The 24,796-nt window shown below is 38.3% G+C and carries 23 protein-coding genes; 7 read left to right on the top strand and 16 right to left on the bottom strand.

Going from position 1 to position 24,796, the window contains the following annotated elements; translation table 11 throughout:
* Positions 1-94: 94 nt before the first annotated feature.
* The 6 genes from asmA to apbC all read right to left on the bottom strand — a co-directional run bounded on the left by asmA (position 95) and on the right by apbC (position 6,523).
* The gene (asmA, locus tag ACHB7C_RS09270; RefSeq protein WP_129466751.1) at positions 95-1,933 is read right to left on the bottom strand and encodes an outer membrane assembly protein AsmA; all 1,839 of its coding nucleotides are present in this window, start codon (positions 1,931-1,933) and stop codon (positions 95-97) included.
* A gap of 127 nt (positions 1,934-2,060) precedes the next feature.
* Positions 2,061-2,642 carry a dCTP deaminase gene (gene dcd, locus ACHB7C_RS09265; protein WP_042846558.1) on the bottom strand — a complete coding sequence of 194 codons (582 nt, stop codon included), beginning with the start codon at positions 2,640-2,642 and terminating at the stop codon, positions 2,061-2,063.
* Between the two features lie 42 nt (positions 2,643-2,684).
* Positions 2,685-3,329 carry a uridine kinase gene (udk, locus tag ACHB7C_RS09260; RefSeq protein WP_042846559.1) on the bottom strand — a complete coding sequence of 215 codons (645 nt, stop codon included), beginning with the start codon at positions 3,327-3,329 and terminating at the stop codon, positions 2,685-2,687.
* 179 nt (positions 3,330-3,508) lie between these two features.
* On the bottom strand, positions 3,509-4,465 hold the full coding sequence (gene htpX / locus ACHB7C_RS09255) for a zinc metalloprotease HtpX (protein WP_042846560.1): 957 nt from the start codon (positions 4,463-4,465) through the stop codon (positions 3,509-3,511).
* Between the two features lie 101 nt (positions 4,466-4,566).
* Entirely contained in the window at positions 4,567-5,127 is a 561-nt protein-coding gene (locus tag ACHB7C_RS09250) for a LemA family protein (RefSeq protein ID WP_042846562.1), read from the bottom strand.
* Between the two features lie 283 nt (positions 5,128-5,410).
* Entirely contained in the window at positions 5,411-6,523 is a 1,113-nt protein-coding gene (gene apbC / locus ACHB7C_RS09245) for an iron-sulfur cluster carrier protein ApbC (protein WP_042846563.1), read from the bottom strand.
* Positions 6,524-6,860: 337 nt separating this feature from the next.
* Here apbC and metG point away from each other — a divergent pair, with 337 nt between their 5' ends.
* From metG to cdd, 4 genes are all read left to right on the top strand, one after another.
* Positions 6,861-8,888, top strand: a complete 2,028-nt coding sequence (metG, locus tag ACHB7C_RS09240; RefSeq protein WP_042846564.1) for a methionine--tRNA ligase — start codon at positions 6,861-6,863, stop codon at positions 8,886-8,888.
* A gap of 144 nt (positions 8,889-9,032) precedes the next feature.
* Positions 9,033-9,500, top strand: a complete 468-nt coding sequence (locus ACHB7C_RS09235; protein ID WP_042846565.1) for a CidA/LrgA family protein — start codon at positions 9,033-9,035, stop codon at positions 9,498-9,500.
* A complete protein-coding gene (locus tag ACHB7C_RS09230) occupies positions 9,500-10,195 on the top strand; it encodes a CidB/LrgB family autolysis modulator (RefSeq protein WP_042846566.1) in 696 nt (231 codons plus the stop codon). The genes ACHB7C_RS09235 and ACHB7C_RS09230 overlap by 1 nt, the downstream gene beginning before the upstream one ends.
* Before the next feature lie 204 nt (positions 10,196-10,399).
* Positions 10,400-11,287 carry a cytidine deaminase gene (gene cdd, locus ACHB7C_RS09225; RefSeq protein ID WP_071547869.1) on the top strand — a complete coding sequence of 296 codons (888 nt, stop codon included), beginning with the start codon at positions 10,400-10,402 and terminating at the stop codon, positions 11,285-11,287.
* Between the two features lie 157 nt (positions 11,288-11,444).
* Here the strand turns inward: cdd and ACHB7C_RS09220 are convergent, their stop codons facing one another.
* The 5 genes from ACHB7C_RS09220 to ACHB7C_RS09200 form a co-directional block, all read right to left on the bottom strand.
* Positions 11,445-12,092 carry a hypothetical protein gene (locus tag ACHB7C_RS09220; protein ID WP_395347066.1) on the bottom strand — a complete coding sequence of 216 codons (648 nt, stop codon included), beginning with the start codon at positions 12,090-12,092 and terminating at the stop codon, positions 11,445-11,447.
* A complete protein-coding gene (locus tag ACHB7C_RS09215) occupies positions 12,079-12,672 on the bottom strand; it encodes a hypothetical protein (protein ID WP_395347065.1) in 594 nt (197 codons plus the stop codon). Before ACHB7C_RS09215 ends, ACHB7C_RS09220 begins: the two co-directional genes overlap by 14 nt.
* 227 nt (positions 12,673-12,899) lie before the next feature.
* Positions 12,900-14,288, bottom strand: a complete 1,389-nt coding sequence (locus ACHB7C_RS09210; protein ID WP_395347063.1) for a serine protease — start codon at positions 14,286-14,288, stop codon at positions 12,900-12,902.
* 3 nt (positions 14,289-14,291) lie between these two features.
* The gene (locus tag ACHB7C_RS09205) at positions 14,292-14,984 is read right to left on the bottom strand and encodes a hypothetical protein (protein WP_210854829.1); all 693 of its coding nucleotides are present in this window, start codon (positions 14,982-14,984) and stop codon (positions 14,292-14,294) included.
* A gap of 59 nt (positions 14,985-15,043) precedes the next feature.
* Entirely contained in the window at positions 15,044-15,667 is a 624-nt protein-coding gene (locus tag ACHB7C_RS09200; RefSeq protein ID WP_131680504.1) for a hypothetical protein, read from the bottom strand.
* Positions 15,668-16,095: 428 nt separating this feature from the next.
* Between ACHB7C_RS09200 and ACHB7C_RS09195 the strand changes: the two genes are divergently transcribed.
* Positions 16,096-17,793, top strand: a complete 1,698-nt coding sequence (locus ACHB7C_RS09195) for an NAD-dependent malic enzyme (RefSeq protein ID WP_129466758.1) — start codon at positions 16,096-16,098, stop codon at positions 17,791-17,793.
* Positions 17,794-17,947: 154 nt separating this feature from the next.
* Positions 17,948-18,835 carry a rhomboid family intramembrane serine protease gene (locus ACHB7C_RS09190; protein WP_129466759.1) on the top strand — a complete coding sequence of 296 codons (888 nt, stop codon included), beginning with the start codon at positions 17,948-17,950 and terminating at the stop codon, positions 18,833-18,835.
* Between the two features lie 17 nt (positions 18,836-18,852).
* On the opposite strand, the gene ACHB7C_RS09185 is transcribed toward ACHB7C_RS09190, so the two are convergent.
* From ACHB7C_RS09185 to ACHB7C_RS09165, 5 genes are all read right to left on the bottom strand, one after another.
* On the bottom strand, positions 18,853-19,635 hold the full coding sequence (locus ACHB7C_RS09185) for a sulfite exporter TauE/SafE family protein (protein ID WP_042846573.1): 783 nt from the start codon (positions 19,633-19,635) through the stop codon (positions 18,853-18,855).
* Positions 19,635-20,480, bottom strand: a complete 846-nt coding sequence (locus ACHB7C_RS09180) for a MurR/RpiR family transcriptional regulator (RefSeq protein ID WP_042846574.1) — start codon at positions 20,478-20,480, stop codon at positions 19,635-19,637. The genes ACHB7C_RS09185 and ACHB7C_RS09180 overlap by 1 nt, the downstream gene beginning before the upstream one ends.
* A 15-nt stretch (positions 20,481-20,495) precedes the next feature.
* The gene (locus ACHB7C_RS09175) at positions 20,496-21,857 is read right to left on the bottom strand and encodes a PTS transporter subunit EIIC (protein WP_349488677.1); all 1,362 of its coding nucleotides are present in this window, start codon (positions 21,855-21,857) and stop codon (positions 20,496-20,498) included.
* 61 nt (positions 21,858-21,918) lie between these two features.
* The gene (murQ, locus tag ACHB7C_RS09170) at positions 21,919-22,836 is read right to left on the bottom strand and encodes an N-acetylmuramic acid 6-phosphate etherase (protein WP_042846576.1); all 918 of its coding nucleotides are present in this window, start codon (positions 22,834-22,836) and stop codon (positions 21,919-21,921) included.
* Positions 22,837-23,012: 176 nt separating this feature from the next.
* Complete coding sequence (locus tag ACHB7C_RS09165; RefSeq protein ID WP_166685358.1) at positions 23,013-23,708, bottom strand: carbohydrate-binding family 9-like protein; 696 nt, start codon at positions 23,706-23,708, stop codon at positions 23,013-23,015.
* A gap of 368 nt (positions 23,709-24,076) precedes the next feature.
* On the opposite strand from ACHB7C_RS09165, the gene sanA reads away from it, so the two are divergent.
* Entirely contained in the window at positions 24,077-24,781 is a 705-nt protein-coding gene (gene sanA, locus ACHB7C_RS09160) for an outer membrane permeability protein SanA (protein ID WP_042846578.1), read from the top strand.
* The last annotated feature ends 15 nt before the right edge of the window (positions 24,782-24,796 follow it).

The raw sequence follows: 24,796 nt of genomic DNA, 5'->3' as shown, positions 1-24,796 counted from the left end.
AAACAAAGATAAGAAGATTATAAAAATGGAAATGGCTACTATTAATGTCCATTTGCATTTATAAAAAACGCCCAATAAAGGGCGTTTTTTTAAGTTAAAGCGCGTTTAATAAATCATTAAGCCCTTTATTTTCTTCTTTTTTTAAGAAATTACCAATGGCTTCTTTAGCTTGAGTTCGTAATTCATTTCGCAAGAGTTTTTCCACATCTAGCTGGTACTGTAAACTATACCAGCTACCGTAAATCCGCAGAGGAATTGTCATCTCTTGTAGCTGTTTAACCAAACGTGAATCCCCACCCCAACCATTGGCGATATTCACACCTAAATTAACATCTATAGTTTCATTAGGGATATTCATATTCCCTTGACCATTAATATTAACCAAGGCAGAGGTCGCTTGCATGGAGGATATATTTAAATTACCTTTATTCAAAATACCAGCTACCTTGAATAAATCTACTTCCGTATAATTACCAGTATTAACGGGAGCATTTATTTTATTCGTAACACGAGAAACCGACTGCTGAATTAGTTGTGGGATATTCAAGCCTTGTAATTTGGCACTTCTCAATTCAAAGCTAACCGGCCCCTGCCATTGGTTTTTTACCGCATAATCATCATACCCAATACCCGATAAGGTTGCATTTAACGAAATAATACCGCTTATTTTCTGCGGCATATTAAATGCTTTTAGTAATGGTGTTAAATCGATATGGTTAAATTTTGGCTTAGCTGAAACATAAGCAGGAGTTGAGCGGTAATTCAAGGTGACGGGCAATGAGAAATCCCCACCAAACGCTTTCCCTTGCAGTTTAGCAACGCTAAAACGTGGAGCTTGGTTTTGTGCCTCAAAAACCACATCAGTTACTGTCATTCCACGATAAACTAAATGATTAATAGCTAAATTAATATCTGCGGTAAAAGACTGTAAACCAGATAAATCATACTGTTGAGTATTTGAACCTGATATCACAGGTTTAACACCGATACGGTTATTATTTGTCTCAGCCGTTGAATTAGAATCAGCCGCTGCTGTACCAAGTAAGTTATCTAAATCTAATTTATCTGAAACTAACTCTATCGCCACTTTTGGGATATCTGTTAATTGGATACTGATATTGCCCGTTAAGCTACTCTCATTGGCTTTGATCAACAAATTACTCAAACTTGCATTTTCTATTTTCCCTTTTGAATACAGGAAATCGCTGGTAATCTGCCCTTCTATACCGTTTTCGGGTAAATCAACACCACTTAATTTATAGTCAAATTGTGTCAACTTCCCACTAATCTTTTGATTAATATTAGATAAATCTATATCAGCCCGTGTATCAAAAATAAGTTCTTGCTGGTTTTTATTCAAGTTACCACTGAATTTGGCTGCGATTTGTTTTTTATCACTTTTTTTCAATGATAAATTTATATTTCGTAAATTAAATTCGTCTTTAGCAGTTTGCCAGATAACTAAGCTATTGGATATATTGATTTTTTCTATATCTAATAACCAATTAGTTTTTTCTGTTGGAGAGGATGATGGCGCTGTTCCGCCAGGGGCTACTGGGGCATTGGTGTGAATTTTGGGTTCGCTTTCTGGTGTTTTGCGAATGACCGCACCATCAATCACAATTTGCTCAACGGAGAGCTTATGAGAAATAAGCGGCCATAATTCAACATCTAGGCGCATGTTTTCCGCACTAAGAACAGGAGTTGTCGCATTAGGAGCTGTGAGAGATATCGGCCCCGTAATAATACTGAGTGTAGGCCAAACATGCCAACGCATATCCCCATTGAATTCAAGCTGATATCCACTTTTTTTATCTACTTGTTCCACAATGTAATGACGGAAATCGTTGGGGTTTACTAGCATCACAAGTGTTGTCAAACCCGCAACAATGACCACAAGTAAAATAATCAATGTCGTTAAAAAACGTTTCATGCTTCCCTCTCTTAAAACCCACCAGCGCCCATCATAAAGCGAACTTACACCACTGCTATCCCTGAAAATGGGCGGAAATTGCTTCTCATATCCTTCAAGAACAACAAGTTCCGCAAAATTACAGTGCTTAGTCTTCGCTAATCCGGCTACCTACTGCACCTTGTTGGTTTTTATATTTAGCATCTTGACGGCTATTATATGGGCGGTCTGCACTACCAGATAATGGCTCAAAACTTAAAGCACCGATCACCATACCCGGACGTAACGCTAAAGGCAATTTCCCAGAATTATAAAATTCTAACACGATTTGCCCATGCCAGCCGGGATCAATTCGATGTGCTGTTACGTGCACCATCAAACCCAGCCTTGCTAGTGAAGAACGACCATCTAACCAACCAACAAGATTGTCAGGGAGCGTAACAGACTCAAGCGTCACTGCAAGTGCTAATTCCCCTGGATGTAGGAAAAATGGTTCATCTTCACCTAGCACGATTTCATCGCTCATTACACGATCCAACGCGGCATTAACCTCATTTTTGGGACCGCTCAGGTCAATAAATGCAGCGGTATGCCCACGAAAAACACGGAATTGATTACCCAGTCGAACATCAGCGGTTGCACCATTAATCCGTTCAACGGGTGGGCGTGGGCTAATGACTAATTTACCATCATCCATCCATTGAATAATATCGCGGTCACATAGACGCATGGTTGTTTCCCCCTTCATTATTTTAGTCTCTGCGCTAATTTGTTAATCTTGACAGAATTCACCAATTTTTGCTTTCAAGACATCTATCGCAACCCGGTTTTTACCACCGCGAGGTACAATAATATCAGCATATTGCTTAGACGGTTCAATAAACTGCAAAAACATTGGGCGCACAGTTTTATTATATTGTTCGATGACAGAATCAAGTGTTCTGCCCCTTTCATTTACATCACGTTTAATGCGGCGCATCAAGCAAATATCGAGTGGAGTATCAACAAAAATAGAAAAGTCCATCTCACCACGTAAGCGTTTATCAGTTAACAATAAAATGCCTTCAATGATAATGACTTTTTTAGGTTTAAACGTAATGGTTTTTTGTTTGCGAGTATGAGCGACATAGTCGTATTGAGGAATTTCTACTGCTTGACCACTTTTCAGTGATTTAAGATGCTCATAAAGCAAGCTGTGATCCATTGAATTAGGATGGTCATAGTTTACTTTAAGCCGTTCTTCCATTGGAATATCTGCTTGGTCTTTATAATAACAGTCCTCTGGAATAACACCTATATTATGATCACCGACCTTTTCCCTAAGTTCTCGATATAGAGTGCTTGCAATTAAGCTTTTGCCAGATGCAGAGGCTCCCGATATACCTACAATGGTACAGTGATGCGCTATGTCAGTCATAAAATGATAACCTGGTTAAATATTTTAGAAATGAAAATACATAACATAGAAATGTTATGTTGGCGGAATTATAGGGGGTAATGACGTGTTGTTCCAGCATCCCTCGGCAAAGTTTGCTAAAAAAACGCCAATATTTGAAGAAAAGCCGCTAATCAATACTCGCTGTATTTATTTTACTATTAAAATTGCTTTTTACCTTCCAAGACAGCAATGCGGTTTTCAATAGATGGGTGTGTAGAAAAAACTGAATCTCCCTTATTAAAAATATAAGCCGCTTTTCGATAAGCCTGACCAGTACTTCGCTCATCGTACTCATGGGTTTCATGCTTCCCAGATATTTTTTTCAACGCACTGATCATGGCTTGGTTATCAGATGTCAGATCGACTGCGGCTGCATCTGCCATATATTCACGTGTGCGAGATAAGTAAAAATAAAGAATTTGTGTTATCCACGGTAAAACGAAATTAAGGACTAGTAAAATAACTTGAGCCTTATTAGCGGCATTATTTCTGCTTCGCCCAGCCGTGCGAATAAAGATTTGGCTAAATAAATTGGTCACCGTCAAAATAACATTTGCTAAAATACCCACATACAAGGTTAATTTTGAGTCCCCATGGATAATATGCCCCACTTCATGAGCTAAAACGGCCTGAACCTCCTGTCGATTAAGGCTTTGAAGCAAACCTCGGGTCACTCCCACAAGGGCATTACGTTTGTTCCACCCCGCAGCAAAAGCATTCGGCTCGTCAGTATCTAAAATATATAAACGTGGAATATAACCTAAACTAGCGCTCAAACTAAGCTCTTCGATAATATTGAACAGTTGTTTTTCTTCAGAACTTTTTGCATTTTCCTGAGTGATTTCCCTAGCGTTCATTCCCGCTAGCATCATTTTATGCCCTCTAAAATGAATATAAATCAACCCAAGAAATGTCAAACCTAGAACAATAAATGTCGCTATAGGCCACTCTTGAAACGTCACAAATTCCATCGCATTATCAAACAAATCTAGCTGTTCATTTGGGTGCGTTGCAATATCCGCCAGTAAACCAATGACTAACATTAGCAAAATATAACTCATCACAACTAAACGAGTACGAATATTATTTTTGCGTATGACGTTTCTAAAATCCATAAAATGACCTGTTCTCTACAATAATACAAAACATTGGAATGCTGTCGAGAAGGAACCTCAGCACCCCAATGATTTTTCAATATTATGAATTAAAACGATATTTAATCGAAGTTAATACGACGTGATTCTTCAGATTTAATCGTTTCTTCATCAAGACGCCAGTATTCCTTAGATATTTTTAAGCTCGGAATAATACCAACAATCAGTGCAGCTGGCATTGAGGCTATATAAGCGTTATACGTTTCTAATGAACGGTTATAACCACGTTTGGCAAAAGAAAGTTTATTCTCAGAAGAAACGATTTCCTCTTGCAAATTGGCCATAATCGCATCTGACTTTAACTCTGGATAAGCTTCAACCGCAACATTGATAGCGCCACTAGTCACCATTTTAGACAGCGCATCTTCCGCTTCTCGTGCTTTATCCCCTGTTGCATTTTGTGCTTGGGTTCGTAGTTCAGTAATTTTACTGAAAACTTCGGTTTCATGGCTTAAATATTTTTTAACCGTTGCAAGCAAACTATCAAATACTTTTCCACGGCGATCTAATTGAACTGAAATTTCAGTTTCACTAGAAATAACCGCTTCACGCAATGCCACAATGCGGTTATAAAAGTAAAAAATAATAATCGCTATAACAACAATAAAAATTAAAAATTTCATAATCACCTTTTAGGGCTTACCCGCAGGAAGACAACTGATTAAACAAGATATGCTGCTATTCTACGCGAACATTAAGCAATAAAGAAACGCTAAGCATATAAATCAGAAAAATAGAAAGTTTAGGTAAACATTTTTCCGTTATAAGAGATATAAAAAACAAAAAGAAAAATACAACTCAGAACATTTGCTAATAAAAAAGGGGAAAAGCCGCGCTTACCCCCTATTTCACTTATTAAGCTAGTTTACTTTTAGCGCTCAATAATGGTTTCTACTTTGCGATAACTTAAACCGCACGGAAAGAAATTTCCGTTGGGATTTTATCCCCTTCCCAATACATAAGTGCAGAAATACCTGACGCAATTTCACGGTAAATATCCGCAAACTCACCTTCAGGGTCACGCATAACTGTCGGTTGCCCGCGGTCTAAGTCTTCACGTAGAGAGATATGCAGTGGAACCTGCCCTAATAACTTAGTATGGTATTTTTCTGCTAATTTCTCTGCGCCACCAGTACCAAAAATTGGTTCAACATGGCCACAATTACTACAAATATGAGCACTCATATTTTCGACCACTCCCAGTACAGGGACATTCACTTTCTTAAACATCACGATACCTTTCATGGCATCAACTAATGCGATATCTTGTGGGGTAGTAACAACCACTGCACCGGTTACTGGGATATTTTGTGACAGTGTGAGTTGAATATCACCCGTTCCTGGTGGCATATCGATAACTAAATAGTCTAAATCTGGCCATAGTGTATCTTGGAGCATTTGCATTAATGCTTTGCTTGCCATTGGGCCACGCCAAACCATCGCATTATCGTCAGTAACTAAATAACCGATTGAATTCGTTGCTAGACCATAAGCCATTATCGGTGCCATGTGCTGACCATCAGGAGATGTAGGGCGCTCTAGTGTGGTCCCTAACATATTCGGAATAGATGGGCCATAGATATCCGCATCAAGAATACCGACTTTAGCCCCTTCTTGCGCCAAAGCTAATGCTAAGTTTACCGAGGTACTTGATTTACCAACACCACCTTTACCTGAACTCACCGCTAAGATATTACGAACACCATTAATACCGGGCAAATCATTTGCTCGTTTTAACGTCGTAATATCATGACGAAGTTTCCATTCAACTGCGTGTGCGCCGGTTTGTTGTTTTAATTCTGCTGTTTTTTCGCTAATTAATGCTTGAAACGGCCCTTTCCAAACGAAAGGCATCACTAACTCGACATGCAGCACATTGTCCAACATTGCGCAGTGGTGTAATGCTTTAATAGCAATCAAATTACGTTGCAGCGTTGGGTGTGTAAATGAAGCCAAAACCTTGGAGACTTGTTCAGTCAACAGTTCTGGTTTGTTTTGCTCGGGGGATTTATCGTTCATCCCGGCTCCTTTATTTATATTTTTGAACTATGTATATCCTAAATAGCGTCTCTAGGTTTATCAAACTCAGTAAACTACCGAAGATCCGCTGAATATACTTTGACTAAGATTAATCATAACAGAGAACACAAAAAATAGTGAAGCTAAGCTCAGGAAAAGCCACGAAGAGTTAATCTCCCCCCCTAAAGTGAACTGAATGACAAAGTTTTATGGTGTCTCAGATAACAATTTCTTTTTTAAACAAATTTCCAATTAATATTTTATACCCCTAGCAGCGATGGTTTTGATCGGTTAACATCAAAGACCCTTTTCAAATAATGGAAGTAAGAAAGTTACTATGTCTCAAGTCGCGAATAAATCACTGGTAACCTGTGCGTTACCCTATGCTAACGGTTCAATCCATCTTGGTCATATCCTGGAACATATTCAGGCTGATATTTGGGTCCGTTATCAGCGAATGCGCGGCAAAGAGGTTCACTTTATCTGTGCCGATGACGCGCACGGTACGCCAATCATGCTTAAAGCGCAGCAACTCGGTATTACCCCCGAAGAAATGATTGCAGCAGTGAGCCAAGAGCATCAGGACGATTTTGCTGGTTTTGCCATTAGCTATGATAATTACCACTCAACACATAGTGCAGAAAATAAAACATTATCAGAACTGATTTATGGGAAGCTGAAAAATAACGGTTTTATTAAAAACCGAACCATTTCACAGCTTTTCGACCCAGAAAAAGGCATGTTTTTACCTGATCGCTTCGTTAAAGGCACTTGCCCAAAATGTAAAGCTGAAGACCAATACGGTGACAACTGCGAAGTGTGTAGCGCAACCTATAGCCCAACGGAATTAATTAATCCACGTTCGGTGATTTCTGGTGCTACACCTGTAATGCGTGATTCCGAACACTTTTTCTTTGATCTTCCTGCATTTAGCGACATGCTTCAAGCGTGGACTCGCTCAGGCGCATTACAAGAACAAGTCGCAAACAAAATGCAAGAATGGTTCGAATCAGGCCTACAACAATGGGATATCACCCGTGATGCGCCTTATTTCGGTTTTGAAATTCCTGATGCGCCGGGGAAATATTTCTATGTCTGGCTTGACGCTCCTATCGGCTATATGGGCTCATTTAAAAACCTCTGTGATAAACGCGGTGATCTCGATTTCGATGAATTTTGGAATAAGGACTCAAAAACTGATCTTTACCATTTTATTGGTAAAGACATCGTCTATTTCCATAGCCTATTTTGGCCAGCCATGCTAGAAGGCAGTAATTTCCGTAAACCGACAAATTTATTTGTTCATGGCTATGTCACGGTAAACGGTGCAAAAATGTCTAAATCGCGCGGTACTTTTATTACTGCTCGTTCATATTTAGATCATTTAGATGCTGATTGCTTACGCTATTACTATGCAGCGAAGCTATCTTCACGTATTGATGATATCGATTTGAATTTAGAAGACTTCGTACAACGAGTGAACAGTGATATCGTCAATAAAGTGGTTAACCTAGCCTCCCGTAATGCAGGTTTTATCGCTAAACGCTTTGATGGCAAATTATCAGCAAACTTAGCTGAACCTGAGCTATACCAACAGTTTGTCGATGCTGCAAAAATCATTGGTGAGGACTATAACAACCGCGAATACAATAAAGCTATCCGTGAAATTATGGCTCTGGCCGATATCGCTAACCGTTACGTAGATGAGAAAGCCCCTTGGGTGGTCGCGAAACAAGAAGGTAAAGACCAAGAGCTGCAAGATATTTGCTCTATGGGTATTAACTTGTTCCGAATTCTCATGACTTACCTGAAACCCGTTTTACCAGGCCTGACTAAACGTGCGGAAGCATTCTTAAATACGGAACTTGCATGGGATGCGATTAACACCCCATTATTGAACCACAGCGTCGCACCGTTCAAAGCGCTATTTAACCGTATTGAAATGGCAAAAGTAGATGCGATGGTTGAAGCCTCAAAAGAGAGCATCAAACCTATCCAGCAAGTTACTGGGCCTTTGGCTGACGATCCTGTCCAAGACACTATCACTTTTGATGATTTCGCTAAAATAGACCTACGTATCGCGTTAATCAAACATGCTGATTTTGTTGAAGGCTCTGATAAACTTTTGAAATTACAACTAGATATTGGTGGTGAAACTCGCCAAGTATTCTCTGGTATTCGCTCTGCTTATCCAGATCCAAAAGTATTAGAAGGCCGTTTAACCGTGATGGTTGCAAACCTTGCGCCACGTAAAATGCGCTTTGGTATTTCAGAGGGTATGGTAATGGCAGCAGGCCCTGGTGGAAAAGATATTTATCTGCTCAGCCCTGATAACGGAGCACAGCCAGGTATGCAAGTTAAATAACGAGCATATGCAGTAATCCAGTTATTTGTTATAAGTGGGGAGCTAAAAACTCCCCACTTTTTTATTGCCTTTTTATTGTGATCGGTAGCACAATTATAAAGTTAATTGTATGATGAATAGATATTACATAACAGGACCAGTCTCATGTCATTTAAGCAGGTACTGATAACGGGGTGGCAATATTTGCGCGCTTTTGCAATACTTTACCTCTGCCTGATTATCGGAAACCTTATTTCCGCACTACTTCCCTTTTCCATTCCCGGCAGCATTGTCGGTATGTTAATCTTATTTGTATTGCTTGCATTACAAATAATTCCAGCTCACTGGGCCCAACCCGGTTGCAGTATTTTATTGAAAAATATGACCATTCTGTTTGTTCCTATTGGTGTTGGCATAATGAATTACTATGAATTAATCAGTCAACAAATGGTTCCTATCATCGTTTCTTGTGTGGTCAGTACCTTAATCGTCATGGTCGTTGTTGCTATCAGTTCAAACTATATCCATAAAGAACGCCCTGTCGTTGGCGCTAAACCAGATGAAGTTCCGTTACCCCCTGAAGAACCTATTTCTTCGGTTATTAATAATGATAAAACTAAGGGGGAGGACTAATGCTAGCGCATATTTGGTGGTCATTGCCGCTGACTATTGTAGTGTTTTATTTAGCACGCCAGCTGTCAGTAAAATTTAAATTACCAATTTTAAACCCACTATTGGTCACAATAGCGGTGCTTATTACGCTATTAGTTTTAACTAACACATCCTATGAGCACTATTTTGCAGGTAGCAAAATACTCAATGATTTACTGCAACCTGCAGTCGTCGCGCTTGCTTTTCCACTTTATGAGCAAATGCACCAGATCCGCGCTCAGTGGAAATCCTTATTAAGCATTTGTTTTGCTGGTAGCTTAGTGGCTATGTTCAGTGGTGCAGCCATTGCACTCTGGTTAGGTGCAACCCCTGATATCGCAGGTTCTATTTTACCTAAGTCGGTCACTACCCCTATTGCGATGGCTGTTGCTGATTCGGTTGGTGGGGTCCCTGCCATTAGTGCTGCTTGTGTGTTGTTTGTTGGGATTTTAGGCGCCATGTTCGGCCATAGCTTATTTGATGTGCTGCGTATTCGAACCCACGCGTCTAGAGGCCTTGCAATGGGAACTGCTTCTCACGCCTTAGGCACCGCACGTTGCGCTGAAGTGAATTATATTGAAGGGGCTTATAGCTCACTAGCACTAATGACCTGTGGTGTGATCACTTCACTTATTGCTCCGTTTATATTTCCTGTCATTTTACATCTTTTTAGCTAAGCTTAACTCACTAAGAAAATAACTAATCATATGAGTAAGAGGAATTAATCAGCCTCTTACTCACTAGCTCACATTAAAACATGAGATACTTCTCTCAATTCAAGAATTTGTTTCATATGTTTCATTTAAAATAGTGACTTTAGTCACATATTGTTCTACGTATTATTGAATAGAATGAAAACAATTAAATAGGGAGGGTAACTCATGCATTCAAGATTTAAGGCCGCTTGGGCCGAGCTTCCAGAAAAGTTACAGTCTGTACTTAGACCTATCATCGATAAGTCCGATTTTTCGGGGATGTTAACCGCAGAACAAGTTAAAAATATTAAAACACAAAGTGGTATTAACGATTCGGAATTAGCTTTTGCATTGTTACCTTTTGCCGCAGCCTATGCCGTCACACCTATCTCCCATTTTCAAGTTGGTGCAATCGCTTGCGGTGCAAGTGGTAATTTGTACTTTGGTGCCAATATGGAATTTAGCCACGTATCAATGGGGCAAGTCATTCATGCAGAACAATGCGCTGTAACCCATTCATGGATGAAAGGTGAAACACAAATTACCTCAATTACCGTGAATTACACACCATGTGGGCACTGCCGCCAATTTATGAATGAATTACGCGAAGGTGGCAAAATTATGGTGAATTTACCAGGCCGCACACCTGCGGTACTACACCACTATTTACCCGACTCATTTGGGCCCTCTGACCTCAATATTACTACACTACTGCTAGACACTGTTGACCATGGTTATAAAAACCAAAGCCGTGACCGGTTATTAAGTGCAGCAATTGAGGCTGCAAACCAATCCCATGCACCTTATAGCCAATCCCATTCAGGAATTGCGTTACAATTAAAAGATGGCTCACTGTTTACCGGACGCTACGCAGAAAATGCCGCATTCAACCCAAGTTTACCGCCACTGCAAGCCGCTTTAATTATGATTAACCTAGCAGGTAAAGATATTCACGCCATCGACCAAGCTAAATTTGTTGAAAAACAAGATGCGATTATCAAACATTGGTGTGTGACCGAAAATACATTACAGGCACTAGGTTGCCAAAATATTGAATTAGCTTATTTGGATTAATTTTATATTTATTTAAATATAACGGTTATTGCTGGGAGCTTGAATAAACAGCAATAACCGTATAGTTGCTATTAGAACTTTAATCTTGTTCACAGTACCATTTACCTGCAAAGTGGCCATCCATAATAGAACTCACTAGTTTTGATTAATATAAGCCCTAGTAAGTGAATTCATTAAACAATTTTTCTGTTTCATTTATCGTCTCTTCTAATGTAATAACTAAAGGGATCTTTCGCATTTTTTCTAGCCAAGCTTGGCTTTGTTGCTGTTTTATCGATGCAGATTGCGCGGCTTCTTCTTTCATGTCTAGCCAAATGCTAGCAAATAACGCTGATTCACCATTAAGTGATTTATTAGAAAAGCTATTTAATAGTTTCCCTATAATTTTATTCTTTTTATCTATAGATAATACTTCAAATACATCTTTAAACAACCAACCTTCATAAGGAATCCCTGAATTTAACATCGCTTCTTTTTTTATTTTAAGAAATTCTTGATGTGTAATATCACCAATTGGGATGTTGTCACTTTCTTTGTGATTTTTCATAATTCGTCCATATGCTAATTTGACTTCTTTTTGATACCGACTCCGCTTTTCACTGGTGAATGACTCACCCCGTGCCTTCATATGATTATTTAAAAACTCTTTTTCTAGATAAATAAAAATACTGAAATATTTATCACTTGAATCATTTACCTTTTGAGGGTTATATTTTTCATTAAAAGAGTAACCTTTATTTATGAGAATTAAACATGATAAAATTATAAAAATTAATTTAGAAATAATAGATTTAGAAACCATCATTAGAACTCCTTTTATTCTTATTAAAATTCATTGAATTATTAATCATTTCTTCAAACATAAAGTCTAATTCTTTTTCTATATTTTTAACTAAAGTAATCCGCCTCATTTTCTCCAGCCATCTTTTGCTTTTAATTTGCTTGTCTGATGGTGGTTTGGAAGCTTCTCTTACCATTGCATACCAAAGCATCATGAATAATTTAGCTTCCTTCGCAGGATCGTTGTTATTCATCACAAAAATGAACTGTTGCCATAGTGCCTCTCGGTTTCTCTCATTAATAACATCTAAAACATCTGCTAAAATCCAAGCATAATAAGACATTCCCATTTCATTTAAATTCTCACGATAAAAACCCATTGCCTGTTCATGGCTTAATTTTTTAATAAATGCTTCCTTTGGATACTTTAAAAACTCTAACATTAGGTTATTATCTTTTTCACCCTTAAAAATGACTAATTTTTTTCTATCAAATATTAAATCCTTAGATTCAGAAAAGTATAACATCTGTAGCATAAAGAAAAGACGTGGCGTTTTAACACCTTTATTTTCACAAAAATTAATTGTATTTTTTTTATATTTCACATTATTTCCTTGAGGATTTTGTCAAGCACCGAGAAGAAAAACTGAAAGTACAACTATTAATTTATAATTCATAGACATCCTTGTGATTCATAAAGTTAGAAACCAACAATCTTAAAAAGAAATTATGTAAAAAAAACATTGTCCACATAAAAATAAACATCAGTAATCAGCATTCGATTACTAATAACTAAAATAATTTATTTTATTATAAGTACTCTTTTTAAATATTAATTAAAACTAAAAGATCCTCCAGAAGAATAACCACTATAACTAAATTCAGGTATACTTGGCATTGAGGGTATTGAGTATTTATCATCAAATGAGTCCATTGAATTATTCATTGATGACATATTGTCTCTTAAATTATCAATCATATTTTCAAAATGATTGTTATTTCTTATGGTATCTGTAGGGAAGTCTTTAAATCCGGAAGTTCCTGGAAGAACAACACTCGGGCGTTCTAGATAATAATTTGTTGGTGTTTCATTATCCTTAAACCTATCAAGTAAGTTTGTTGTACGAGGTACTAATTGTCTATTCGGTTCAGATTTTGGATAAGTGCTTTCCAATATCGATTTATCTACCATATTGTGTGGATACTTAATTGGAGGTGTTGACTTGTTGTTTATTGATGGCATATTTTCCCTTAAACCATCAATCATATTGTCATAATGAGCAACATCTGGTTGATAATTAACTGATGGTGAATCAAATAAGCCTGTTTCTGGTAATATATAGTCAGGTCTTTCTAAATAATATTCAGACAATAGATTTTTATGTGTAAATTCCGTTTGACCACGCCAATCTGTTTGTACAGAAAGTCGATTATTATCGCCAGATGGGAAATTCCAAAATGAAAACCTATTAGTTCCTCTATCGATTAATGGATTACCTGTTTCGTACACTAGCGCATTAATATTATCTATATTAGTTTTAATTGTAGGTGTTACAATGGAACCATATGTCTTTTTAAGACTAATGGTTACTCCATCCACAGCATTGTCTATGTCTACAACCCTTCTAAGCCAACAGTGTATTTGAGGTTGCTTACTAGCAGGGGCATCATATAAACTTTCAAACATAATATTTAAAGTTCTTAAACTTAATTCAGTTTCTTTTTCTGTATTACCTACCGCATCCAATGCCTTTTGCCAATACACCTCCCTTATTTCTCCGTTTGATAGTACATCAAAAACAGGTTGTAAGGTCCAGGATTCCGCAGGTAAGCCATATTTACTAAAAACACGTTCATGAAATTTCATTGCTTCTTCATGGGTTATATCACCTTTTATTTCTATGCCTTCCTCAGTGAATCTGTCTCGTAAAATTTTGACATAACCATAAGCCATATCGAATCGTATATTGTTAACTTTATCCTCATTAAATTTTTTACCATTTTCTATTGTTACTTCTTCTAAATAATTTAACGCAAAAGCACCTGAAAAAGAGTCCCCTTTTACCACACTATTAGCTAACGGAGCATATCGATCCCCTTTGCTTTCTAAATATTCATACATCAATTCTGGTTTTTTAGTTAAAATTAATATTTTTAAAGCCTTAGACGTATCAGTCCAATTTAATTTCATATTCCCTTTTCTACTAGTTACATTATTCATTTATCATTTCCTATTTATCATTTTCTGGTTTAAAAATATAACAATATCATTCTTTATTTCTTCCCACATAATTAAATCATCAAAAATCATATTTAACCTAACTTTAACACCAATGTTTTCAATTAAAAAAATAGCATCACAGTCACTATACTCCTGTCTAAATGGAATCCAAATACATTCAAATAAAGTATTTACATCATTATTTTTCAACTCCCAATAGTATCTGTTTTTATAATATTCCGGATCAATATTTTTTTTCATCCTCTTTAATTCAACATCGCTAAAGTAAAGATTTATTTTTTCATCATACAATACCTCGCCTTTTATTTTCTCCTCTCCTCTATCAAGATATAAGTATCTTTTATACTCTAGATAGCCATTAACATCTCCATCTAGTGGTTCAATAGATACTCTAATTATTTTTATATTTTCATTTGAATCAATTGGTTTCATTTCTGGCCATGACATCCTCATTGGCAGAATTCTAAAATTAGCCTCACACCCTTTTTTGTTTTCAACAAACCTTGGATCAAAATAGCTATACCCTTCATATTCAGCAAATGGAAAAACATACTCAGCAGGAACTTCGATAATATTCTTATTAAACTGTCCACAAACAAAACCGGGCCGGTTTTCCCCATAAGAAATATGAGAGAATAATAATAACGGTAGAATCAAACCAAAATATAATTTCATAATAATTGACACCTTAATACTTATATAATATTTAATTTTTAAACTTATTTAAATGAAAACTATGATTTAGCAAAAGATAATGTTTTACTCATACGTTCATACCATTTATTAATAATGATTTTCTGTTTTTTAGTGGCCTTCTTTTCCTTTTCTAACATCACTTTCATTAAGCTGTATATTACCGATAATTCATGGCCACGGTCTCCGGAAGCTGCCATAATTTTTTGCCAATAAAATTCTTTTTCTTTTTCATCTAATACAGAAAATACCACACCTAAAACCCAAGCTTCTTCCGGTATTTTATTACGTAACATAACCAGATAGTGTATTTCATCTGCTTCTTTATAGGTCATATCATGAGAGACTTTTTCACCTGTACTCTGTTTCCTCGCTTTTCGCTTCAATACTTGAAGCATTTCTAATGCATGGTCATAATTTATTTTGTCTATCAATGTCTTATTAATTGTTTTGTTTTTTTCTTTCATCACCAAATAAAAATAATCTGTTATAACTCGACCAAAAATTGATGAACCATATTTGTTTTCATAGAAATAGTTGTCAATATTCCTTAGTGTTTCTTTTGGGTTATAGTCTGCTCTTGAGTGATTCATTCCTCCTAGAAATGCCATAATAAGTAATATATAAATACGCTTATTTCTTAACACCCCATTAATTAAATTCATAAAACTCCTTAGTGAAAAATGAAATATAAAATAAAATTCAACTTATATAAATTTAAAACTTGCAGCAATATATGATGTTTGAAAATATAATTTCGCTTACAGTAAACTAATTTACTCACTCATTAACTCATTAAAAACAGTGAAAAAAACATTAAGAGAATTTATCCATCAGGAAGTTAAACCATTGTTTAAAAAACCGTTGAGATAAAAAGAATTCATTCATACTTGCCTAACCGTGATCTACCCACCGTAATGAGTACACCATTGACAGCTTTCATTCCCTTTCGCGCTTAAACTCCTTATCATATGCACAATATTTTTCAGTAAATTTTTTAACGCTTTTTTATCATTATTTACTGTACATATTTGCTGTTTAGCTTAGGATCTACCCTGACTTTGTTGATTAATCGTCCGAAGAGTGATATTTCATGGAACATGAATACGAAACAAAACGCCCTCTCTATATACCCTACGCTGGCCCAATTTTGCTTGAGTTTCCTTTACTGAATAAAGGAAGTGCGTTCACCGAAGAAGAACGCGCAAGTTTTAACTTACATGGATTACTGCCTGAACAAGTTGAAACCATCGAAGAACAAGTTGAGCGTGCTTACCGCCAATTAATTGATTTTAAATCAGATATTGATAAGCATATCTATTTAAGAAATATTCAAGACACCAACGAAACCTTATTTTATCGCCTTATTGATGCCCACCTTACAGAGGTCATGCCAATCATCTATACCCCTACGGTGGGTGAAGCCTGTGAGCATTTCTCTGATATTTATCGTCGTGCACGCGGTTTATTTATTTCTTATCCGAACCGTGAATACATCGACGACATGCTACAAAATGCCACCAAACAAAACGTAAAAGTCATCGTTGTAACCGATGGTGAACGTATCTTAGGTCTTGGTGACCAAGGTATCGGTGGAATGGGCATCCCAATTGGTAAACTCTCTTTATATACTGCGTGTGGGGGGATCAGCCCAGCTTATACCCTGCCAATCGTTATTGATGTGGGGACCAATAATCCACAACGCCTGAATGACCCCCTGTATATGGGATGGCGTCATCCACGGATCACTGGCGATGAATACAACGAATTCCTCGAAGAATTTGTACAAGCGGTAAAACGCCGCTGGCCAAATGTATTGCTGCAATTTGAAGATTTTGCACAGAAGAATGCAATGCCGTTGTTAAACCGCTACCGTGATGAGCTCTGCTGTTTTAATGATGATATTCAAGGTACTGCATCCGTCGCACTTGGTAGCTTAATTGCAGCTAGCCATGCTGCTGGTAGTAAGTTAAGCGACCAACGCGTCACTTTCTTAGGCGCCGGTTCAGCCGGGTGTGGTATTGCTGAGCAAATCATTGCCCAAATGAAATCTGAGGGTCTGAGTGACGAAGAGGCTCGTTCACGCATATATATGGTTGACCGCTTTGGTCTGTTAACCGATAAACTGCCTAATTTACTGGACTTCCAAGCAAAATTAACCCAAAACAGTGGAAATTTAACCGACTGGGATGTTAACAGTGACTCAATTTCACTGTTAGATGTGGTGCGTAATGCCAAACCAACCATATTGATTGGTGTGTCTGGCCAAGCTGGGTTATTCACAGAAGAAATCATTAAAGAGATGCATAAGCACTGTGAACGCCCTATCGTCATGCCGTTATCTAACCCAACTTCGCGGGTTGAAGCTCGCCCTGAAGATATTATCAATTGGACGGATGGCAAGGCCTTAGTCGCAACAGGAAGTCCATTTAGCCCAGTGTCTTACAAAGACCAAGTGTTCCCAATTGCACAATGTAACAACTCCTATATCTTCCCAGGTATTGGCCTTGGTGTGATTGCCTCAGGAGCAAAACGGGTTACTGATGGTATGTTAATGGCTGCCAGCCGTGCGTTAGCAAGCTGTTCTCCTCTGGCAAAAGAAGGGAAAGGGGCGTTATTACCTTTGCTTTCTGATATCCAACACGTTTCTCGTATCATTGCTAAACAAGTTGCAAAAGAAGCACAGATTCAAGGTGTTGCAACCGTAACTTCGGATGAAGCACTTGATGAAGCAATTGAACGTAATTTCTGGAAACCGGAGTACCGCACTTATAAACGAACTTCATTTTAATTCGTAATAAGCGTATGAAAGGGGCTCTTAGGCCCCTTTTTTGTTTTTACAATTCCCTAAAAAGCTAAAATCTGTATTCTCAGATAATGATAAATTGCGCTAAACAAATCACTTATTTAAGATAACGTCCATGACTGATTAATAGGATATTTACATGACTGGCGACCTCAATGCAGCAACTGTGCAGAAACCTAAATTTTCCCTATGGGCAATAGCCCTGACGCTCTGTATTGCGGTGCTAAATATTGTTGTTTATTTTTATCAACTCAATTATGCCGCCCCACTCGATTCCCAAGAAAATAATTTATTGCTATTTGGTGCCAATGTTTACCAACTTTCATTAACTGGGGATTGGTGGCGTTATCCAGTCAGTATGGTATTGCACTCAGGCGGTATGCACCTTGCTTTAAATACGTTGGCCTTGTTTGTTATTGGGATTGAATGCGAACGTAACTATGGGAAATTTAGAATGCTCGCGATATACCTATTTTCAGGTATCGGAGCTGCCTTTTTCAGCGCTTATTGGCAATATCAAGAAGCATTAAAAGAAGTGGCATCTCAAGCCTCATTAAATACATGGAGCAGCCTTTATCTACCCGATAATACCGTTTATATCACTGTTAGTATTGGCGCTTCAGGTGCCATTATGGGGTTAGCCGCAGCCTCAGTTATTTACCTTTTAAAAGCCATCAATAACCCTGCTCTTTCTATAGAACAACGAAACCAGTTAAAGCGCCCGTTATACAATATAATGGCCATGATAGGTCTAACTTTGGTAAATGGTTTGCAATCAGGGATTGATAACGCGGCACATATTGGCGGTGCAGTTCTTGGCGCATTTATTAGTGGGGCTTTTGTACTTGCGCCACAGGCAACCAACCGAGGAAAATTTACATCTAGTATATTAATTACTTTAATTGCGGCTATTTTACTGTTTTTTGCACTTAATCAGTATTCATCATCCGAAGATGAAGAACTTAACTATGAGCGTCAATTTATTTATCAAGAAATGGAAAAAGAGCTCAATCAATGGCAAAGCTGAGCCCTAACACGATAAAACTAAAAAGAAAATAAATTCATAGTCATCATCACCGCACTACAGGCAATCAATAACAATGTGACATATTGGAAAGTGCGCTCAGACAAATGAACCAATAAATATTTCGCAAGGGGCATCACCATCAATGCCCCAGCACATAATATCAACGCCAATTTTAAATCGGTATAGCCATCCTGTGCATAAGCCAAAGCTGATGAACCCGATAATAACGTCGTCACAAAAATTGATGTCCCTATTGCCTGTTTAATATTCAGCTGCATATATCGCAATAGCATAGGTAACACAACAACACCACCACCCACCCCCGTTGCACCTAGCACCACGCCGGCTAGAATAGCAGGGAGCGCCATCGCTTTTAGTTGGTTGGTTTCTACCATTTTTTGCTTAATGACTGAAACAAAAAACATTCTCTGAATAAATAAATACAACGAGAAAATAATTGCAGCAGCAACTAAAAGGTTAATCCCCCATTCGACTTGTAGTTGATACCCAGGCAATCCCCCAAGCCAAGTCACTAAAAGACTTGATAAAAAAGTACTCGGCAACATAATGGCTAAAACAATCATCGCCCCTTTAAAAGGAATATTGCCTAACCGAAAATGCATATAGGAAGAAGAGACTTTCATCAACATCGAAAGAAAATTAGCTGTCGCGACAGCCGCTAATGCGTTAAGCCCAAAAAAATAGGTTAATATGGGCAGAACAATCACTCCACCACCAACCCCCGTTGTACTGATAATCAGCCCAATTAGAGCACCTATTGCTAACTCTGTTACAATCATTAACTCTTGCCTTGTATCAGTGCTTGTCGCCCTTTTTGTAATGCTAAGTCTGCATCACTATCCACTAACGTAAGATATTTAAAAAACAACGTATCAAAGATGATCATCTGTAACACTTGGGGGGTAATTATCCCTAACTGTGTATGCTGTTCATCATAAAAATAAGGTAAACTGAAATCAGCTAATTTCACCGCTTCATCTTGCCCGAAACGAGTTAAAGCAACCGTCGGGCAGCCTGTCTCTTTCGCAGCTCGCAACATCTGGTTGATTTCTTGAGTATTCCCACGAGCAGTCACTGCAATAGCTAAATCATCTTGGTTTAAATTAGCAGAATAACTTAACTGAACATGTAAGTCGTAGCTGAATAATGCATGCTTGTTGATACGAATAAGTTTATGGTAAATATCACTGGCAACAATTGCTGATGACCCCACACCAAACAATACAATCCGCTTCGCATTATTCATTTTTTGGGCAACGTCATCGATAACTGACGGTTCTAGTAAATCCAATGACTTTTCAATTGCCGAAATAAACATTTGCCCTGTTTTAGCGATTATCTGCTCCGTTCCATCATTACGGCTCAGATTACCGTATAAGCTTTCCGCTTTATGTTGTTTTTCATCAGACAAATAATCAACTTTAAATTCAGGATAGCCACGGTAACCCATCTGGCGTGAAAAGCGGATAACAGACGCACTACTGACCCCAGCAGCTTGTGCTAATTCTGCGGCATTCATCGCAATCATACTGTCACGATTATCCAACAAAAATGTGGCAATTCGCTGCTCAGTGCCTTTACCTCTAGTTTGTAAGCTTTCCAGTTTTACCGTCAGTGTCGACATGGCTATTCCTTCTAGTTATTTTTCTGGATCAGTGAAGCCTATTATCATACTGGCAATGAACCCGACAATCCATGCGCCTGCAACTGCAATTAGAAAGTCCAGTATTTGCCCATCTCCTACTAATGGGATTAACGATAACCCAGCGGTGCCAAATGGGATGATAATACCAACATGGAAAAAGGCCATTAATGCACCACCAGCAGCACCACCAATACAGCCAGCTATGAAGGGCTTACCTAGCGGTAATGACACACCAAATAACAATGGTTCACCTACCCCAAAAATACCGACCGGCAATGCCCCGACTAGCGTTTTTTTCAACCGTTGATTTTTAGTTTTTAAATACACCCAGAAACAAGAACCTACCTGCCCCATACCGCCCATTGCTAAGATTGGGAATAAATAATTCAGACCAAAGGTTTGTAAAATTTCCGCATGGATAGGTATCAACCCTTGGTGCAGACCCGTTAACAGTAAAAATAAGAAACTACCGCCTAAGACCCCACCTGTCGCTACAGCACCACCACCACTATCCAGTAATGCAACAGAAACACCTTGCGCCAAGATTTGATTCAAATAATGGCCAGCAGGTTGGAATACGATAATGGCAACCATTGCTGATACTAAGATCGTAACAAATGGTGTGACTATCAAATCAAGGCTTTCTTTGATAATACTTCGAAACCACACTTCAAATTTTGACGAAAAAACAACGACCATCAAGACGGCGAATATCCCACCACTATTTGGTACCAGTTTGGAGCCAAATAAAGTAATATCAGCCAATCCCGGCATGGAGAGCAAGCCCGCCATAACCGCACCAATTGAGGTCGATGCGCCGAGTTCCTTTGCCGTATTTACCCCAATCATAATTGATAGATAAACAAATACTGAACTGCCGATTAATTTCAATAATTTGAATAGCTCTGGAAATTGTTCTACAACCCCTGGTGCAACCAAACGAACAATATTGATAAGCCCCATAATAAGGCCGCAACCAATCAGAGCTGGAATAGTAGGAACAAATATAGCAGCCAAGGTGTTTAAAGTACGACGAATAGAAAACGCTTTTTTCTCTACAGGAACTTGCTCGGCTGTGGTGGCTGATGCACTACCCTGCATTCGCTTATTCATTACTGAAAAAACTTTTGCTGCGGTGCCCATACCAACAATCACCTGCTGTTGCTCACCATTAAAAATAACACCTTTCACACCATCAATTTGCTTCAACGCATCAGCATCAAACTTGCTATTGTCCTTTAACACTAAACGGATACGAGTCATACAGTGAGTTAAAGTTGCCACGTTCTCAAAGCCGCCCGCATATTTTTCTATTTCTCTGGCGAGTACTTCCAGATGTTCTATCTTATTAGCCATATTATTCCCCTGATGTTGGCTGAGCCAATAGCTTGGCTCTCCATCATGCTATACCGGTTTATTAACGGTGAGTTTCTAACATTTTATCCAGTGTTGTATTTGGATGCTGCTGAACTATATCCGTTGCTTGCTGTGCACTAATTTGTAATTCATACATTAAAATTGCGCGTCGTGGGTGGTAATCCACTTGCACTAATAACTCTGCGGCTATTTGTGTATCAATACCGCAAACTTCACTGACAATTCGTTCTGCACGGCGTAATAATTTAATATTACTGGCAACGACATCAATCATTAAGTTAGTGTGGATACGGCCGAGGCGGCCCATAACACATGTACTTAACATACCTAAAATCATTTTTTGGGCGGTACCACTCTTCATGCGCGTTGAGCCTGATAGCACTTCAGGCCCTACATCTGGCGCAATCGCTATTTTTGCAATATGACTTAAGAGCCCGCGGCCCCGGGTCGTGATAGCAACGGTTAACGCACCAAGCCCATTGGCATAGTCAATCCCTGCTAAAGTAAATGGAGTTCGCCCACTTGCAGCGATACCCACAACAACGTCTTTTCCACAAAGCTGGCGCTTTTTCAATTCTTCTATTGCTGCTTCAGGTGAATCTTCAATATTTTCAACTGCCTTTAGCATCGCATCTTGACCACCAGCAATAATTGATTGCACTAATTCTGGTGAGGTACCAAAAGTTGGAGGGCACTCCGCGCTATCTAAGACTGCAAGCCTTCCACTAGTCCCCGCACCGATATAAAACAAACGACCGCCTTGTTTTAAGCACTCAGCAATAGCATCAACCGCCTCTGCAATCGCGGGTAAAACGGTCTGAATAGCCCCTGCAACTGTGCTATCCGCTTGGTTAATTAGTGTAACCATCGATAATGTCTCCAAACGTGAAAACTGTAAGGTTTCCTGATTGAATTCATTTTGTAGACAGTCACTCAGAGTACTTTCGGCTAGAGACATTGAAACACCCCTCATTGCATTTGAAATTTAATTTCAATAAAAATTACTATATATGAATTTCTATTTCAATTTAAATTACAATAATAAAATCAACTAAAGTGATGATTATGATCTTTCTCACAGTTCATTCATGTTCTAAGGGAAAAAGCGGCAGTGAAATACTGCCGCTCATAGCGTTATTTTACAAATTTACAGGTGCCAAAAGCAGAAGGTATATGAAAATCAGGTTTTACAGAATCAGGTTTGATCCAGCTAATCCACTTACGGACTTGCTTAGGCTCACCAGTACTAAACTCCCCGCGTAAGATAGCGCACATTAGGGTTTTCTTATCTTTGTCTTGCCATAAATTAAGCTTGCTGAACTCATCAAGGTCAATCTTGCCTGTTAATATATAGCCGTTTGGTGTTATTTCACCCACGGTTTGCAGCGTTTCCCAATTCCAACTAGGGTCGACCTCCCGATAAAAATTAGCCTTCGCGTCAAAAGTACGCCCTTTAGGGTCCATTTCAGCAGTATAATAAGGCTTTAGTTCAGGGCTGGTAGCAAAAAATAGCTCTACACGATCAGAATCTAATACTGCTTGGTCTTTATCAGGGTCATCCCCCAGCTGTATGTCTTTATCTTCGGCAATAAAACGAAAATATAATGCGTCATCACTCCAAAGTGCACGAAAATCTGTTTTCGGAGCGGCTTCTTTTTCCCATGGATAAGTAAAGTCCGTCAATACCTCTGCCTGTTCCCAGATTTCAGCACTTTTAGTCGCATCATTCAGTGATTTCAACTGTTCTGTATGGTTAATTTGGTAATCTTTTGCTGCTACGCTTGAAGTAATCAGTACCGCACTTGCCGCGATTAATGTCGTTAGTTTCATGCTTTTCACCTATCAGGTTACTGTGTTTATTATCAAAGATAGACTACATTTAAAGAAATTTAATTTCACAACAAAATATAAATATAGAATTAAAATTTCATAACAGATAGCCTTATGACATAAAAACTACCGAGATGTGAAACTGCTCACTGTTTATAATGGCAAACTTTCAATTTTTTCATCCAATCGCTGATGTTTTTTCACACAATAATGCGCTTTAATATTCGTCAACCTTATACAAAGGGCTAACATTGACACGACTTTACGTTACGTGACTTGCGCCACTTATTTAACTCAAGTAGCCTAGAAGCTCTGGTCAATTAAGGCTAGCAATCTCATTTATGATTTTTTATTTTCAAGGCTAGGACATGAGGAAACGTCTGATTATTGGTCTTTTTATTCTTGCAGGGATAGCAATAACGACCATTATTTTGCTTGATCGCTGGATAAGCTGGGATACCGCTCCCTATATCTATGAAGATATAGAAAAATTGCCTGCACGCGATGTTGGCATGGTGCTTGGTACATCAAAATATTACACATCCGGTGTGACTAACCTCTACTATTCCTATCGCATTAAAGGTGCAGCAGAAGCTTACCGTAGTGGCAAAGTAAAGTATTTGCTCTTAAGTGGTGATAATGGTGCACATAATTACAATGAACCCATCAATATGCGCAAAGACCTTATTAAAGAAGGTGTTCCCGCGTCAAAGATTGTTCTTGATTTTGCAGGTTTTAGGACTCTGGATTCTGTAGTTCGTACTAAGAAGGTTTTTGATACCGATAATTTTACTATCATTACCCAACGTTTCCATTGTGAGCGAGCGGTCTTTATAGCAAAACATAAAGGTATTGATGCGCAATGTTTAGCGGTCCCCACCCCCGAAGGAATGTATAGAGTCAGGGCTCGGGAAGTGTTCGCACGGCTCGGTGCATTAGCTGATTTATATATTTTAAAGCGCGAACCAAAGTTCTTAGGGGAGCAAGAATCTATACCTGCTCCAATAAAAATGCCGGATGGTATTAAAGGCTATCCAGCGGTTTCACCCGAAGAAATAAATAAATTAAACTAACTGACCTAAGTGAAT

Source organism: Providencia sp. 2024EL-00732, from assembly GCF_044006275.1.
In the GTDB taxonomy this organism is placed as follows: domain Bacteria; phylum Pseudomonadota; class Gammaproteobacteria; order Enterobacterales; family Enterobacteriaceae; genus Providencia; species Providencia huashanensis.
This window is presented reverse-complemented; position numbering and strand designations above follow the sequence as displayed.

What these genes read in the sequence shown, in the direction of transcription:
- sanA (WP_042846578.1), top strand. Translation starts at nt 24,077, where the DNA reads ATGAGGAAACGTCTGATTATTGGTCTTTTTATTCTTGCAGGGATAGCA.
- ACHB7C_RS09185 (WP_042846573.1), bottom strand. Translation starts at nt 19,635, where the DNA reads ATGATTGTAACAGAGTTAGCAATAGGTGCTCTAATTGGGCTGATTATC.
- ACHB7C_RS09200 (WP_131680504.1), bottom strand. Translation starts at nt 15,667, where the DNA reads ATGAATTTAATTAATGGGGTGTTAAGAAATAAGCGTATTTATATATTA.
- murQ (WP_042846576.1), bottom strand. Translation starts at nt 22,836, where the DNA reads ATGTCTCTAGCCGAAAGTACTCTGAGTGACTGTCTACAAAATGAATTC.
- ACHB7C_RS09220 (WP_395347066.1), bottom strand. Translation starts at nt 12,092, where the DNA reads ATGATGGTTTCTAAATCTATTATTTCTAAATTAATTTTTATAATTTTA.
- ACHB7C_RS09190 (WP_129466759.1), top strand. Translation starts at nt 17,948, where the DNA reads ATGACTGGCGACCTCAATGCAGCAACTGTGCAGAAACCTAAATTTTCC.
- ACHB7C_RS09250 (WP_042846562.1), bottom strand. Translation starts at nt 5,127, where the DNA reads ATGAAATTTTTAATTTTTATTGTTGTTATAGCGATTATTATTTTTTAC.
- cdd (WP_071547869.1), top strand. Translation starts at nt 10,400, where the DNA reads ATGCATTCAAGATTTAAGGCCGCTTGGGCCGAGCTTCCAGAAAAGTTA.
- ACHB7C_RS09195 (WP_129466758.1), top strand. Translation starts at nt 16,096, where the DNA reads ATGGAACATGAATACGAAACAAAACGCCCTCTCTATATACCCTACGCT.
- asmA (WP_129466751.1), bottom strand. Translation starts at nt 1,933, where the DNA reads ATGAAACGTTTTTTAACGACATTGATTATTTTACTTGTGGTCATTGTT.
- ACHB7C_RS09230 (WP_042846566.1), top strand. Translation starts at nt 9,500, where the DNA reads ATGCTAGCGCATATTTGGTGGTCATTGCCGCTGACTATTGTAGTGTTT.
- ACHB7C_RS09175 (WP_349488677.1), bottom strand. Translation starts at nt 21,857, where the DNA reads ATGGCTAATAAGATAGAACATCTGGAAGTACTCGCCAGAGAAATAGAA.
- ACHB7C_RS09180 (WP_042846574.1), bottom strand. Translation starts at nt 20,480, where the DNA reads ATGTCGACACTGACGGTAAAACTGGAAAGCTTACAAACTAGAGGTAAA.
- ACHB7C_RS09210 (WP_395347063.1), bottom strand. Translation starts at nt 14,288, where the DNA reads ATGAATAATGTAACTAGTAGAAAAGGGAATATGAAATTAAATTGGACT.
- metG (WP_042846564.1), top strand. Translation starts at nt 6,861, where the DNA reads ATGTCTCAAGTCGCGAATAAATCACTGGTAACCTGTGCGTTACCCTAT.
- ACHB7C_RS09205 (WP_210854829.1), bottom strand. Translation starts at nt 14,984, where the DNA reads ATGAAATTATATTTTGGTTTGATTCTACCGTTATTATTATTCTCTCAT.
- ACHB7C_RS09165 (WP_166685358.1), bottom strand. Translation starts at nt 23,708, where the DNA reads ATGAAACTAACGACATTAATCGCGGCAAGTGCGGTACTGATTACTTCA.
- dcd (WP_042846558.1), bottom strand. Translation starts at nt 2,642, where the DNA reads ATGCGTCTATGTGACCGCGATATTATTCAATGGATGGATGATGGTAAA.
- ACHB7C_RS09235 (WP_042846565.1), top strand. Translation starts at nt 9,033, where the DNA reads ATGTCATTTAAGCAGGTACTGATAACGGGGTGGCAATATTTGCGCGCT.
- apbC (WP_042846563.1), bottom strand. Translation starts at nt 6,523, where the DNA reads ATGAACGATAAATCCCCCGAGCAAAACAAACCAGAACTGTTGACTGAA.
- udk (WP_042846559.1), bottom strand. Translation starts at nt 3,329, where the DNA reads ATGACTGACATAGCGCATCACTGTACCATTGTAGGTATATCGGGAGCC.
- htpX (WP_042846560.1), bottom strand. Translation starts at nt 4,465, where the DNA reads ATGGATTTTAGAAACGTCATACGCAAAAATAATATTCGTACTCGTTTA.